The organism is Teichococcus vastitatis (assembly GCF_003604215.1).
Lineage (GTDB): Bacteria > Pseudomonadota > Alphaproteobacteria > Acetobacterales > Acetobacteraceae > Pseudoroseomonas > Pseudoroseomonas vastitatis.
This window is the reverse complement of the sequence record NZ_QXGS01000013.1, coordinates 48,974-60,982: the sequence shown is the minus strand read 5'-3', so window position 1 is coordinate 60,982 and position 12,009 is coordinate 48,974. Positions and strand designations below refer to the sequence as shown.

The window sequence follows — 12,009 nt, the reverse complement described above, 5'->3', positions numbered from 1 at the left end:
AGTGGCGGCAACAACAGCCCGGCGCGGCAGACCCCATGGCGCGAGGGCGCCGCGCCGCGCACATTGCGCGGCATGACGCTGCCACCCGAATTCGACCTGATCGACCGCTATTTCCGCCCGCTGGCCGGGCCCGGCGCCTTGGACCTGGCCGATGATGCCGCCCTGCTGCGCCCGCCGCCGGGACGTGAGCTGGTGCTGGCCGCCGACGCCATGGTGGAGAACGTGCACTTCCTGCCGGATGACCCGGCGGAAACCATTGGCCGCAAGCTGCTGCGCACCAACCTGTCCGATCTGGCAGCCATGGGCGCGGTGCCGCTGGGCTACCTGTTGACGGTGGCGCTGCCGCCGGGCCGGGGGGTGGACTGGCTCGCCGGCTTCGCGGCCGGACTGGCGGAGGATCAGCGGCGTTTCGCCCTGTCGATCCTGGGCGGCGACACGGTGTCCACCGCCGGACCGGTCAGCCTGTCGCTCACCATCCTCGGCCATGTGGCTCCCGGCACCGCGCTGCGCCGGGGCGGGGCAGGGATTGGCCAGGATCTGTGGGTTTCCGGCAGCATCGGCGACGGCGTGCTCGGGCTTCGGGCCCGCCGCGGAGAGGTGGCGGACCCGCAAGGGAGGCTGGCCGGCCGCTACCAACTGCCGCAGCCCAGGCTGGGGCTCGGCCAGGCCCTGGTGGGTCTGGCGACGGCGGCCATGGATGTGTCGGACGGGTTGGTGCAGGATCTCGGGCATCTGTGCCGCGCCTCGCGCTGCGGCGCCGTGCTGGACGCGGCGGCGGTACCGCTGTCGGCGCCGGCGGCGGCATGGCTGCGGGAGCATCCGGGTCGGCTCGGCGATCTGCTGACCGGTGGCGATGATTACGAGCTGCTGTTCGCGGCACCGCCCGAGAGGGCGGCCGAGATCGCCGGGCGGGCCGAGGCCTGTGCGACGCCGGTGGCGCGGATCGGCCATTTGGTGCCGGGCGATTCGACGGTTACGGTGCGTGACAGGTCCGGCAGGGTGATGCCGCTTGGCCGCAGCGGATGGAGTCACTTCTGATGTCGGCCATGGCCCCGGCGGATGCCGCGCTGATGAAGCGCAATGTTTGGCTGCTGTTCCTGTGCCAAGCGCTGACCAATGCGTCCACTGTGGGGCAGGTCGCCATGTCGGCGCTGATTGGCCACAGCCTGGCCACCGACAAGTCGCTGGCGACGCTGCCGATGGCGCTGCAGATGGCGGCCACCATGGCGGCCTCGATCCCAGCCGGCATCGTCTTCGCCCGGCTGGGGCGGCGCGCCGGTTTCGTGCTGGGCGCGGCTGGCGCCTTTCTGGGCAGCATCGTCTTCGCGCTGGGCGTCTGGACCGGCAGCTTCCCGCTATACTGCCTCGGCGCCATCCCGGCCGGCCTCGGCTTCGGCATCTCGCAGCATTACCGCTTCGCCGCCGCCGAGGTGGCGACGCCGGCCTATCGCCCCCGCGCCGTGGCGCTGGTGATGGCGGGCGGCATCCTGTCCGCGATCTTCGGGCCGGAGCTGGTGAAGCACACCCGGGATACCCTGGCGCCCTTCCTGTTCCTGGGCACCTACCTGATCCTGGCCCTGCTGCCATTGATCTGCGTGGCGCTGCTGTCGCGCACGGTGCTGCCGCCGCCACCGCCGCGCACTGCCGTGGCGACTCCGCTGCGGGAGATCCTGGCTCGCCCGGCCTTTGTTGCCGCCGCTCTGACCGGTGCGGTGGCCTATGGCACCATGAACCTGGTGATGACGGCCACGCCGCTGGAGATGATGCTGTGCGGCTTCGGCATCGGCGCCAGCGCCACGGTGATCCAGCTGCACGCCGTGTCGATGTTTGCGCCAGGCTTCGTGTCCGGGCGGCTCATCGCCCGTTTCGGCGCCCGTCGGATCATCCTGGTGGGCACGCTGCTGTCAGCGGCCTGCGCCGCCGTGGCCCTGTCCGGCGAGCGCTTCGGCCACTTCTCCGTGGCGCTGATGCTGCTGGGGGTGGGCTGGAACTTCATGTTCGTCGGCGCGACCACCCTGCTGTCGGAGGCGCACCGGCCGGAAGAGCGGGTGCGTGCCCAGGCGGCCAATGACTTCATCGTATTCGGTACGGTGGCCTGCACCGCCTTCGCGTCCGGCGCCATTCACGCCCAGGCGGGCTGGACGATGCTGAACCTGCTGCTGTTCCCGGCCCTCGCCCTCGCGCTGGGGCTGATGCTGCTGCAGCGGCGCCGCGCCCTGGCCTGAGGCGCGCAGCCGCCACGCCCGGCGCGGCTAGCGGCCGGGGCCGGTGCCGGGCCCTTGCTCGGTGCCGATCCCGCCGGCGCCGACGCGGCCAATATTGCCGAACAGGGCCTGCAGCAGGGTGCGGTCGGTGCCCGGCACCGGGGTGGTGCGGTCCACCATGCCGACATCGCGCATCGTGTCCGGGCCGCGCTGCTCGATGTTGCGCAACACCCCGCCCTCGTCGAAGCGCATCACCACCACGCGCTCCTGTTCGCTCGAGGGGTTGCTGCCGGGCTGGATGCGGCTGACCGAGGAGATGTAGTACCAGGTGCTCGGGTCGAAGGTGCCGGTGACGCTGGGCGAGCCCAGCAGCGCCTGCACGTCGGCCTGAGTCTGTACCCCCGGCACCAGTTGGGCCAGCAGGTCGGGATCGGCCTTGTTGCCATGTTGGACCGGGCGGGCCTGAAACACCGAGCAGCCGGCCAGCGGCAGCGCCACGGCCAGCGCCATCAGGCCAGCCCGCAGCCTGGTGTGGCGCGGTTTGGTCTTGCGGCAGGGGGTCTGGCAGAAGCTCACGGTGTGCACCGAAATCCTGAAGCTGAGATCCAGTTTTCCACCCGGCGGCCCGTCAGGGACGAAGGGGGAGGTGGCGCGCCCGCCGAGGACCGGATTGACCCGGATCGGCGAGCGGTCCATCTGCACGGTCGATTGCCACCGCCCCGCAGCGGGGTCAACCAGCGCCGCACCCCGCCGGCGCAGAGGAGCCTGTTTCCATGGCCTTGTTCGGCCTGTTCCGCCGCAAGCCGCATGAGCGGCTGGGCTTCGAGCTGTACGGCGCCGCCGTGCGTGCCGCGCGCCAGCCGGTGTTCTTCACCGAACTGGCCGTGCCGGACACCCTGGATGGGCGGTTCGACCTGATCGGCCTGCAGGTGGCGCTGCTGATTCGGCGCCTGCACCGCGATCCCGATCCGCGCGGCCCGGGAATCGCGCAGGCGGTGTTCGATGCCATGTTCGCCGACATGGATTTCAACCTGCGCGAGATGGGTGTCGGCGACATGTCGATCGCACGCCGGGTGAAGAACATGTGGGAGGCGTTTCATGGCCGCGCCCAGGCCTATGAGGCACCGCTGCAGAGCGGCGACGGCGCGGCCCTGGCGGAGGCGCTGGCCCGCAACGTTTGGCGCGGCGCCCTCCCGGCGGACGCGGCGCAGCCCCGCCGGCTCGCGGCTCTCGCGCTGGCCACCGACACATCCCTCGCGGCCCAGCCGCTGGACGCCCTGCTGCGCGGCGAGGCCCGATTTCCTGCCCTGGAGGAAGCGCCCCATGACCGAGATGCTGGAGCCTGAGTTCTCCCGCCCCTTGCCCTTTGCCGCCGTGCCGCCGGAAGGCCGAACCCGCAGCCTGACCGCGACGCCGGAGGAGTGTGCTGCCCTGGCGCGCCGCTTCGGCATCCTGGCGGTGGAGCAATTGCAGGGCGAGCTGGTGCTGCGGCCGGAGCCGGGCGGCACCATCCGCGTGCGCGGCAGCCTGGAAGCCGCGGTGGTGCAGAACTGCGTCGTGACGCTGGAGCCGGTGCCGCAGGCGGTGCGGGAGGAGGTCGACTGGCGCTTCCTGCCCAGTGGCCGCGAGCCAGCCGACGAAGCGGCCGGCCCTGACGAGATCCCGACGGAGAACGGTGTCATGGAACTGGGCGAGGCGCTGGCCGAGCAATTGTCGCTGGCGCTGGATCCTTATCCTCGCGCCCCTGGAGCCAGCCTGCCGCCGGAATTGACGGAAGCGCCGGACGCAGAGCAGGAGGTGCGCCGGAACCCTTTCGCAGTGCTCAAAGGTGGAAAAGCTTCTGGCCAAGCTTAAACAATAAAAAACAAAAGCTTCGGAGGCTTTTTCAACCGGGTACTTTAACTCTGGTCGAGGGCAATCCGGCGTCCTAGGATGGCTGCGGATGAATGTGATGTGCCGCAGAACGATGCAGAACCGGTTGCTGTCCAAGGCGTCGCCGCTGGGGGCCGGTTCGGCCGGGTTTTCCGGACTGCGGCCACCGCCACGACAGGTCGGTGGGCAGTCTGGTCGCCGGCTCGGCACCGACGCCTGCGATGATGCCCTGCCGGCGATGCCGGGCAGGGAAGTGGAGGCAGCGTCGCCGAGACTTGCGCGGAGCGTGACGGTTCCCCGGAGCCCTTCCAGCCTGGCCGCACAGGATATGGCCAGGGTGCAGAACGGTTCATCAGTGCCATGTCCGCAGAGGCCTGGAGCGAGCACTGTGCGGCACCGCAACGGCCGGGTTGCCCTGATCGCGGGTGCGGCGCTGCTGGCGTGCGCCACGCCGCAACGCACGGCTTTCCGTCAAGTTCTCTTTCCCCCAACAGACCCGATCGAGTGATGTTCCGTCGATCCCACCCCGACACCTGCCCCTGCTGCGATCCTGCCATGACCGTCCGGCGCGAGATCATCACGGCTGGCCTCGGCCTGTTGGCTTGCTCCGCCGTGCCCCGTGCCGCGCGTGCCCAGCCGCCGCTGCCGCCGATGCGCAGCCTGCGGGTGCAGCGCGTCGCCACGGAGGACAGGTTCGACGGCGTGTATTTCCGCGATGGCCGCTACGACCGGGAAGCGCTGCACAAGCTGGACTGGGTGTTCCGCGACCTATCGGCGGCGGAGGTGACGCCCATGGATCCCCGCTTGTTCGACGTTCTGCACGTGGTGGCCGAAGGTCTCGGGAACACCGAATTCTATCAGATCTCCAGCGGCTACCGGACGCCGGAGCACAATGGTGCGCTGCGCACCAGTCGGGTGTCCGAGGTCAGCCTGCATATGTCGGGAATGGCCGCGGATTTCCGCCTGCCCGGGTCCAATGCCTATGGCGTCGCCCGCATGGCGGCGGAGATGCAGGTCGGTGGCGTGGGCCTCTACCGGCGCGACGGTTTCGTGCATCTCGATTGCGGGCCGCCGCGGCGCTGGTAAGCAGCGCGCGTCCAGCATCATCTTGCCCGCGGGATAGTTCGCACGGTATCTGTTCCTATGCGAAGCGAGATGGGCGGAGCGCGCGCCTCCTTCGGCCTGCGCCTGTTGCAACTGGCGCGGCTTTGGCGCCAGGCCGTGGATGCCGAAATCCAGAAGACGATTTTTCCCGACTCCGGCTGGCGCGTCCTGGTCTGGCTGAGCCGCACGGGCGAAAAGCTGCGTCAGAAGGATCTGGCCGCGATCATGGCGATTGAGGGGCCGAGCCTGGTGCGGTTGCTCGACAACCTGGACAAGGCCGGGCTGGTCCGGCGCGAGCTCGATACCGGCGACCGCCGCGCCCGCCGTCTGGTTCTGACTCCAGCTGGCCGCGAGGCGGCGCTGGCGATCGAGGCCCGGCTCACGGCGGTGGAAGCGGAGCTGCTGGCGGGCTTCAGCGACGAGGAGCTGGCGGCCTGCTCCGCGCTGCTGGGGCGGCTGGATCAACGCCTGCAGGCCCGACGCGGCGGTGCGGGCTGACGAGAGCCGCGCCGCGCGGACAAAGCGCCGCAGCCTAGCTCTGCGCCAAGTCGAGGAGCGTGGCCGCCAGTGCCCGCGTGCCCGCCGCCAGCTGCGCGGAGCTGGTGTATTCCGCCGGATGGTGGCTGATGCCGGCCCGGCTCGGCACAAAGATCATCCCGCTGGGGCAAACCGATCCGACGAACTGCGCGTCATGGAAGGCGCCGGATGCCAGGCGCCGCGCACGCAGGCCCAATGAGGCGGCAGCGCGCTCTACGGCCTCGGGCACCCTCGGGTCGAAGGTGGTGGGCAGGGCGTGGAACCGTTCCCGGACCGTGGCGCGGCAGTGGCGCACCGCCGCTTGCACCACGCCGGCGATGGCATCGCCCCGGGCCATGAGGACCGTGGCGTCCGGATGCCGCAGATCCACCGAGAACCGGGCGGTGTCGGCCACCGTGTTGGATGAGTTGGGCAGCACCTCGACCTTGCCGACGGTGAAGCGCAGCACGTCGGCCGGATCATGCGTCAGGGCGTTCAGCGCGGTGATGGCGCGCAGCATGTCCTGCACCGCATCCTGTCGCAGGCGGAGCGGCGCCGTTCCCGCATGATCGGTTTTGCCGCTGATCTCCACGGTGAACCAGCGGCTGCCCTGGATGCCGCTCACCACACCGATGTCGAGGCCCTCGGCCTCCAGCAGCGGCCCCTGCTCAATATGCGCTTCTACATAGGCGTGGGGCGCCCGCCCCGAGGGACCACCCGTCGGACCCAAGGCCCGGCGGGGCAGGTCGGCCTCGGCCGCGAGGTGCTCGTCCAGCGCCTGCCGGAAGGTGGTGCCGGCGGTGTCCGTCACCGCATCCCAGGCGCTGGGCGGCTCGATGCCGGCCCAGGCCATGCTGCCCATGCAGCCGGGGGCGAAGCGGCCGCCTTCCTCATTGGTCCAGGCCACCACCTCGATGGGGCGCCGCGTGGCGATGCCGGCGTCGCGGATCGCCTGCACCGCCTCGAAGGCCGCGAGTACGCCCCAGATGCCGTCGAAGCGGCCGCCATTCGGCTGGCTGTCCATATGGCTGCCGCTGAGCACCGGCGCGGCGGACGGGTCGGTGCCCTCGTGGCGTAGGAACAGGTTGCCAATCTCATCGATGCTGACGGTCAGGCCGACCGTCCCGGCCCAGCGGATCAACAGGCGTCGCGCCTCGCGGTCCAGCGGGCTCAGGCAGGGGCGGTTGACGCCGCGGTCCTCCGGAGACGGGCCGGGGATCGCCCCCAACTCGGCCATCTGCATCAGCCGCGACCAGTGCCGTGCCTCGTCCACGGGAAGGGCGGTCGGGGCGGGATCGGGCATGGCATGGCTTCCTGGCGGTCGGGGCAACAAGCTTCTTCCTGGCAGCCTGCCGCGCCGAAGCAAAGGGTCTTCGTGCGGCCGGCTTCAGGCCGCCAGCTTCAATCCGACGATGCCGCAGACGATCAGCCCGATGCAGGCCAGCCGTGCCGCCGTGGCTGCCTCGCCAAACAACAGGATGCCCAGCACCGCAGTGCCGAGCGTGCCGATGCCGGTCCAGACAGCATAGGCGGTGCCGAGCGGCAGGCTGCGCAGCGCCAAGCCGAGCAGGCCCAGACTGGCGATCATGCTGGCCGCCGTCAGCAGGCTCGGAACGAGGCGCGTGAAGCCGTGGGTGTATTTCAGGCCCACCGCCCAGCCAATCTCCAGCAGGCCGGCCATGAACAGAAAGATCCAGGCCATGGGAAAGGAACTCCGCGAAAGGAGGCGGGTCGTCCCGGCCAGGGTGCCTGTGCGGGGGAAGGTCGTCCTTCCGGCAGGCCGAACATAGATCGCGGCGCCGGGAGAGTGAAGGGTGCGGATGCTTGCCGTGCTTCCGGCGCGGGCAGATCGTTTCTACATCGCAACTAGACTGCAACCGGCACCGGATTTCGGGGGAGGGACCGCAGACCATCACCCGCCGCAGCCTCGCGGCCATGGCCGCCCTGTTGCCGGCCCTGCTCGCACCGGGCCTGCCACCCGCCCGCGCAACCGGCTACCCGGATCCCGGCAGGGCGAATGGATCGCCCGGGATTCCAGACCGGCCAAGTGCTGCCGAAACTGCGCCTTGCCTGCACCAGGGTGGTGAGCCAACCGGGCAGCCGGTTCTGGTGCTGCATGGCACCAACGGTTCGTCCGCCAGCGCGCTGACCGCGCCCTTCGCCAAGCCGCTGTTCGGTTCCGGCGGTTCGCTGGATGCGCGGAAGTGTTTCAACATCATTCCCGACTCGATCGGCGCTGGCCGGCCCGCCAAGCCGTCCGACGGGATGCGCGCCCGGTTCCCGGACTACAATGACGACGACATGGTGCTGGCGCAGTGCCGCTTGGTGACCGAAGGGCTCGGCATCCGTCATCTTCGGCTGGTGCTGGGCAATTCGATGGGTGGCATGCATGCGTCGCTGTGGGGCACCACCTATTCGGAAATGGCGGACGCGCTGGTGCCGATGGCGTCGCAGCTTACGGAGATGGCGAGCCGCAACGGGATGCTGCAGCGGATGATCAGCGTCGCGATGCGCAACGATCCGGATTGGAAGGGCGGCGAGTACACCACGCAGCCGCGCGCCGTGCAGATGGCCGATGCCTTCTTCGGCATCGCCATCAGTGGCGGCACCCTGGCCTTCCAGGCCGAGGCCCAGGCGCCGACGCGCGAGGCCGCCGACAGGCTGCTCGACGCCCGCCTCAAGGCGCCGCTGAACGGCGACGCCAACGATGTGATGTACCGGTGGAACGCGTTGCGCGAATACAATCCGCAGGAGCTGGAGCGCATCCGGGTGCCGGTGCTGGCGATCAACTCGGCCGCTGACGAGCGCAGCCCGCCGGAAACCGGATTGATGGAACAGGCGCTGGCCCGGATGCCGATGGCGCGCCTTCACCTGATCCCGGCCAGCAGCGAACCACGTGGTCATGGCACCACCGGCTTCACTTGGCTGTGGGCCGCCGAAATGGGGCGCTTCCTGACCGAACTGCCGGAACCGGCCGCCATTCGCTGAGGCGGCTGACGGGCGGCGGGACCTCCCGTCCGGCCCGGTCAGCCTTCCGACGGCGGCTAGTCAGCCGCAAACGGCGGTCAGGGCCTCGCCGATGGTGGCGGCGATGCGGTCGATGTCGTCCGGCGTGCTGATCAGCGCCGGGCTCAGCGTCAGAGTGTTGTTGAGCCCCGGCAGCGAACGGTTGGTGGCGCCGATGATGACGCCGAGCTCCATGCACTTCGCCACCACGGCCTGCACCTTGGCCTCGGCGAGCGGCTCTTTGCTGGCGCGGTCGGCCACCAGCTCGGCGCCGTAGAACAGGCCGCAGCCGCGCACGTCGCCGATCACCGCGTGGCGCTCCATCAGGGCCAACAGGTTGCCGCGCAGTCGCTGGCCCATCGCCTCGGTGTTCTGCAGCAGATCTTCCTCCTCGATGATCCGCATGTTCTCCAGCGCTGCGGCCGGACCGGCCAGGCAGCCGCCAAAGGTGGAGATGTCGCGGAAATAGCTCATCGTGTCGGCGGCGTTGTCCTTGAACAGGTTGAACACCGCTTCCGTGGTCACCGTGCAGGAGATCGCCGCGTAGCCGGAGGCGAGGCCCTTAGCCATGGTCACGAAGTCGGGCTGGACGCCATATTGCTGGTAGCCGAACCACTTGCCGGTTCGGCCCAGGCCGCACACCACCTCGTCGATATGCAGCAGGACGTTGTATTTGCGGCAGATTTCCTGCACGCGCGGCCAATAGCTGGCGGGAGGCGTGATGACGCCGCCGCCCGCGGTGATCGGCTCCAGGCAGAGGGCGCCCACCGTGTCCGGCCCTTCGCGCAGGATCACCTGCTCGATCGCATCGGCTGCGGCGATGCCGTAATCATCGGCTCCCGGATACTGGTTGCGATATTCCAGGCAGTGCGGCACCTCGACGAAGCCGTCCGGGAAGGGGCCGTAATCCGCGTTGCGCTGCGGCTGCCCGCAGGCGGCCAGCACGCCGATGGTGGTGCCGTGATAGTCGCGCTCGCGGAACAGGATCTTCCACTTCTTGCCGCCGTGATGGCGCGCGGCGATCTGGCGCACCATCTTGAACACCTTCTCGTTCGCTTCCGAGCCGGAGTTCGAATAATACACCCGGCTCAGCCCCGGCATCTTCTCGATCAGCTTCTTCGCGAACAACGCGCCGGGCGCGCTGCCCTTGGCGCCGGCGAAGTAGTTCAGCTTCACCAGCTGGTCGCGCACCGCATCCGCGATGGACTCGCGGCCATAGCCGACATTGACCGTCCAGACGCCGCCCGAGGTGGCGTCCAGGTATTCCTTGCCGCGCGCGTCCCAGATGCGCATGCCCTTGCCCTCGACCATCAGCTGCGGGTCGACGGTCTCGTAGGCCTTGTGCTGCGACAGGTGGTGCCAGACATGGGCGCGATCGGCCTCGATCAGCGCAGACACGTCATTGGACTTGGCAACGAAGTTCATGATGGGCCTCTCAGCGGAAGCGGTCGAACCGGGCGCGGATGCGTGGCCAGCAGGCGATGCGGGCGGCAAGGGCAGCAGGATGCCCGCCGCCCCGCGCCACGACCAGGGGGTTTTTGACCTCCCGCGTTCAGAGGCCGTGGCCGTGCCGCTCAGGCATCCGGATCGGCGCGCAGGAAGGCCAGGTCGCAACCCTCATCGGCCTGCAGCACCTGCTCGCGGTACAGCCGCGCATAGCCGCGCTTGGCCTTGGCCGAGGTGTCGGGCTGGTCGGCGCGGCGCCGCGCCAGCTCCGCTTCCTCCACCAGCAGCTCGATGGAGCGGTTCTGCACCGACAGCCGGATGCGGTCGCCGTTCCGCACCAGGGCGAGCGGCCCGCCCGAGGCGGCATCCGGCGCCACGTGCAGCACGATGGTGCCGTAGGCGGTGCCGGACATCCGCGCATCCGAGATGCGCACCATGTCCTTCACCCCCGCCCGCGCCAGCTTCCCGGGGATCGGCAGGTAGCCCGCCTCCGGCATGCCGGACGGGGAGAGCGGCCCGGCGTTCTGCAGCACCAGGAAATCCTCCGCGGTCACATCGAGATCCGGGTCGTCAATGCGGGCGGCGAGGTCCTCCAGCGAGGTGAACACCACGGCGCGGCCTTCCTTCTCGAACAGCGCCGGATCGGCGGCGGCTCGCTTCAGGATGGCGCCGCGCGGCGCCAGGGAGCCGAACAGCGCCACCAGCCCGCCCTGCGGCTGCAGCGGCTCCTCCCGCGCGCGCACCACGGCGCGATCGACATAGCCCGGCTCGGCGTCCAGCCGCTCGCCCAGCGTCTGGCCGGTGACGGTCATCACGTCGAGGTGCAGCATCGGCCGCAACTCGCGCAGCACCGCGCCGATGCCGCCGGCGGCGTAGAGGTCCTCCATGTAGAAGGGGCCGGTGGGCTTGAGGTCCACCAGAACCGGTGTCTCGTCCGACAGCACGTTGAGCCGGTTGAGGTCCACCTTGATGCCGGCGCGCCCGGCGATCGCCGTCAGGTGGATGATGGCGTTGGTGGAGCCGCCGATGGCCAGCAGCACGCGCAGCGCGTTCTCCACCGCCTTCTCGGTGACGATCTGCGACGGCCGCAGCTTCTGCGTCGCCAGCATCATCGCCGCCGTGCCCGAAGCCTCGGCCGAGCGGATGCGGTCGGCGTGGACGGCAGGGATGGCGGCGGTGCCGGGCAGCATCATGCCCAGCGCCTCGGCCAGCGAGGCCATGGTGGAGGCGGTGCCCATCACCGCGCAGGTTCCGGCGGTGGTGGCCAGGTTGCCCTCGATCTCGTCGACGGTGTCCTGGTCGATCTCGCCGGCGCGGAACTTGCCCCAGAAGCGGCGGCAATCGGTGCAGGCGCCGAGCCGCTCGCCGCGCCACCGCCCGGTGGACATCGGCCCCGTCACCACCTGGATCGCCGGCACGTCGGCCGAGATGGCGCCCATCAGCTGCGCCGGCACCGTCTTATCGCAGCCGCCCACCAGCACCACGGCGTCCATTGGCTGGCCACGCACCATCTCCTCCGTGTCCATGGCCATCAGGTTGCGGAACACCAGCGCCGTCGGGTTCAGGAACGGCTCGCCGAGCGAGATGGTGGGGAATTCGCGCGGCAGGCCGCCGGCCGCCAGAACGCCGCGCTTCACCGCCTCCACCAGGTCGGGCACGCCGCGATGGCAGTTGTTGAACTCGGAATAGGTTGCGGCGATGCCGATCACCGGCTTCTTCAGCAGGGACGAGGACAGGCCCATGGAGCGCGCCATCGACAGGCGCAGATAGCGCGCGAAATCCTTGTCGCCGTAATTCGTCAGGCCACGGTTCAGGCCGATGGCGTCGTCAGCAGCGTCGTTAGGGGCGTCGGTCACGGGCA

Annotated in this window: 12 protein-coding genes; 7 read left to right on the top strand and 5 right to left on the bottom strand. The window is 69.9% G+C overall.

What is annotated here, in order from left to right; genetic code table 11:
• The first annotated feature begins 72 nt into the window (after positions 1 to 72).
• Complete coding sequence (thiL, locus tag D2K64_RS15350; protein WP_120009284.1) at positions 73 to 1,038, top strand: thiamine-phosphate kinase; 966 nt, start codon at positions 73 to 75, stop codon at positions 1,036 to 1,038.
• The gene (locus tag D2K64_RS15345) at positions 1,038 to 2,225 is read left to right on the top strand and encodes an MFS transporter (RefSeq protein ID WP_120009258.1); all 1,188 of its coding nucleotides are present in this window, start codon (positions 1,038 to 1,040) and stop codon (positions 2,223 to 2,225) included. Before thiL ends, D2K64_RS15345 begins: the two co-directional genes overlap by 1 nt.
• A gap of 27 nt (positions 2,226 to 2,252) precedes the next feature.
• Here the strand turns inward: D2K64_RS15345 and D2K64_RS15340 are convergent, their stop codons facing one another.
• Positions 2,253 to 2,900: an outer membrane protein assembly factor BamE gene (locus D2K64_RS15340; RefSeq protein WP_238384221.1), complete on the bottom strand. Its 648-nt coding sequence runs from the start codon at positions 2,898 to 2,900 to the stop codon at positions 2,253 to 2,255.
• Between the two features lie 77 nt (positions 2,901 to 2,977).
• Between D2K64_RS15340 and D2K64_RS15335 the strand changes: the two genes are divergently transcribed.
• The 4 genes from D2K64_RS15335 (at position 2,978) to D2K64_RS15320 (ending at position 5,678) form a co-directional block, all read left to right on the top strand.
• Positions 2,978 to 3,550, top strand: coding sequence for a ubiquinol-cytochrome C chaperone family protein (locus tag D2K64_RS15335; RefSeq protein WP_120009257.1), 573 nt, complete (start codon positions 2,978 to 2,980; stop codon positions 3,548 to 3,550).
• Positions 3,528 to 4,058 (top strand): YceD family protein, encoded by a 531-nt coding sequence (locus D2K64_RS15330; protein WP_120009256.1) that lies wholly within the window; start codon positions 3,528 to 3,530, stop codon positions 4,056 to 4,058. The genes D2K64_RS15335 and D2K64_RS15330 overlap by 23 nt, the downstream gene beginning before the upstream one ends.
• Positions 4,059 to 4,631: 573 nt before the next feature.
• A complete protein-coding gene (locus D2K64_RS15325; RefSeq protein WP_238384219.1) occupies positions 4,632 to 5,162 on the top strand; it encodes a YcbK family protein in 531 nt (176 codons plus the stop codon).
• A 135-nt stretch (positions 5,163 to 5,297) separates the two neighbouring features.
• Positions 5,298 to 5,678 carry a MarR family winged helix-turn-helix transcriptional regulator gene (locus tag D2K64_RS15320; protein WP_157985872.1) on the top strand — a complete coding sequence of 127 codons (381 nt, stop codon included), beginning with the start codon at positions 5,298 to 5,300 and terminating at the stop codon, positions 5,676 to 5,678.
• A gap of 34 nt (positions 5,679 to 5,712) precedes the next feature.
• Here the strand turns inward: D2K64_RS15320 and D2K64_RS15315 are convergent, their stop codons facing one another.
• Positions 5,713 to 6,999: a M20 family metallo-hydrolase gene (locus D2K64_RS15315; RefSeq protein ID WP_120009253.1), complete on the bottom strand. Its 1,287-nt coding sequence runs from the start codon at positions 6,997 to 6,999 to the stop codon at positions 5,713 to 5,715.
• An 84-nt stretch (positions 7,000 to 7,083) separates the two neighbouring features.
• Positions 7,084 to 7,398: a quaternary ammonium compound efflux SMR transporter SugE gene (sugE, locus tag D2K64_RS15310; RefSeq protein WP_120009252.1), complete on the bottom strand. Its 315-nt coding sequence runs from the start codon at positions 7,396 to 7,398 to the stop codon at positions 7,084 to 7,086.
• A 233-nt stretch (positions 7,399 to 7,631) separates the two neighbouring features.
• Between sugE and D2K64_RS15305 the strand changes: the two genes are divergently transcribed.
• Positions 7,632 to 8,684, top strand: coding sequence for an alpha/beta fold hydrolase (locus tag D2K64_RS15305; RefSeq protein ID WP_120009251.1), 1,053 nt, complete (start codon positions 7,632 to 7,634; stop codon positions 8,682 to 8,684).
• Positions 8,685 to 8,744: 60 nt separating this feature from the next.
• Here D2K64_RS15305 and D2K64_RS15300 read toward each other — a convergent pair whose 3' ends face one another.
• Positions 8,745 to 10,127 carry an aminotransferase family protein gene (locus D2K64_RS15300; RefSeq protein WP_120009250.1) on the bottom strand — a complete coding sequence of 461 codons (1,383 nt, stop codon included), beginning with the start codon at positions 10,125 to 10,127 and terminating at the stop codon, positions 8,745 to 8,747.
• 149 nt (positions 10,128 to 10,276) lie between these two features.
• Positions 10,277 to 12,004 carry an IlvD/Edd family dehydratase gene (locus tag D2K64_RS15295; RefSeq protein WP_120009249.1) on the bottom strand — a complete coding sequence of 576 codons (1,728 nt, stop codon included), beginning with the start codon at positions 12,002 to 12,004 and terminating at the stop codon, positions 10,277 to 10,279.
• Between the last annotated feature and the right edge of the window lie 5 nt (positions 12,005 to 12,009).

Bases quoted from the DNA above. Each gene is read 5' to 3' on its own strand.
- D2K64_RS15325 (WP_238384219.1), top strand. From the start codon at position 4,632: ATGACCGTCCGGCGCGAGATCATCACGGCTGGCCTCGGCCTGTTGGCT.
- thiL (WP_120009284.1), top strand. From the start codon at position 73: ATGACGCTGCCACCCGAATTCGACCTGATCGACCGCTATTTCCGCCCG.
- D2K64_RS15345 (WP_120009258.1), top strand. From the start codon at position 1,038: ATGTCGGCCATGGCCCCGGCGGATGCCGCGCTGATGAAGCGCAATGTT.
- sugE (WP_120009252.1), bottom strand. From the start codon at position 7,398: ATGGCCTGGATCTTTCTGTTCATGGCCGGCCTGCTGGAGATTGGCTGG.
- D2K64_RS15300 (WP_120009250.1), bottom strand. From the start codon at position 10,127: ATGAACTTCGTTGCCAAGTCCAATGACGTGTCTGCGCTGATCGAGGCC.
- D2K64_RS15330 (WP_120009256.1), top strand. From the start codon at position 3,528: ATGACCGAGATGCTGGAGCCTGAGTTCTCCCGCCCCTTGCCCTTTGCC.
- D2K64_RS15335 (WP_120009257.1), top strand. From the start codon at position 2,978: ATGGCCTTGTTCGGCCTGTTCCGCCGCAAGCCGCATGAGCGGCTGGGC.
- D2K64_RS15305 (WP_120009251.1), top strand. From the start codon at position 7,632: ATGGCCGCCCTGTTGCCGGCCCTGCTCGCACCGGGCCTGCCACCCGCC.
- D2K64_RS15315 (WP_120009253.1), bottom strand. From the start codon at position 6,999: ATGCCCGATCCCGCCCCGACCGCCCTTCCCGTGGACGAGGCACGGCAC.
- D2K64_RS15340 (WP_238384221.1), bottom strand. From the start codon at position 2,900: ATGGACCGCTCGCCGATCCGGGTCAATCCGGTCCTCGGCGGGCGCGCC.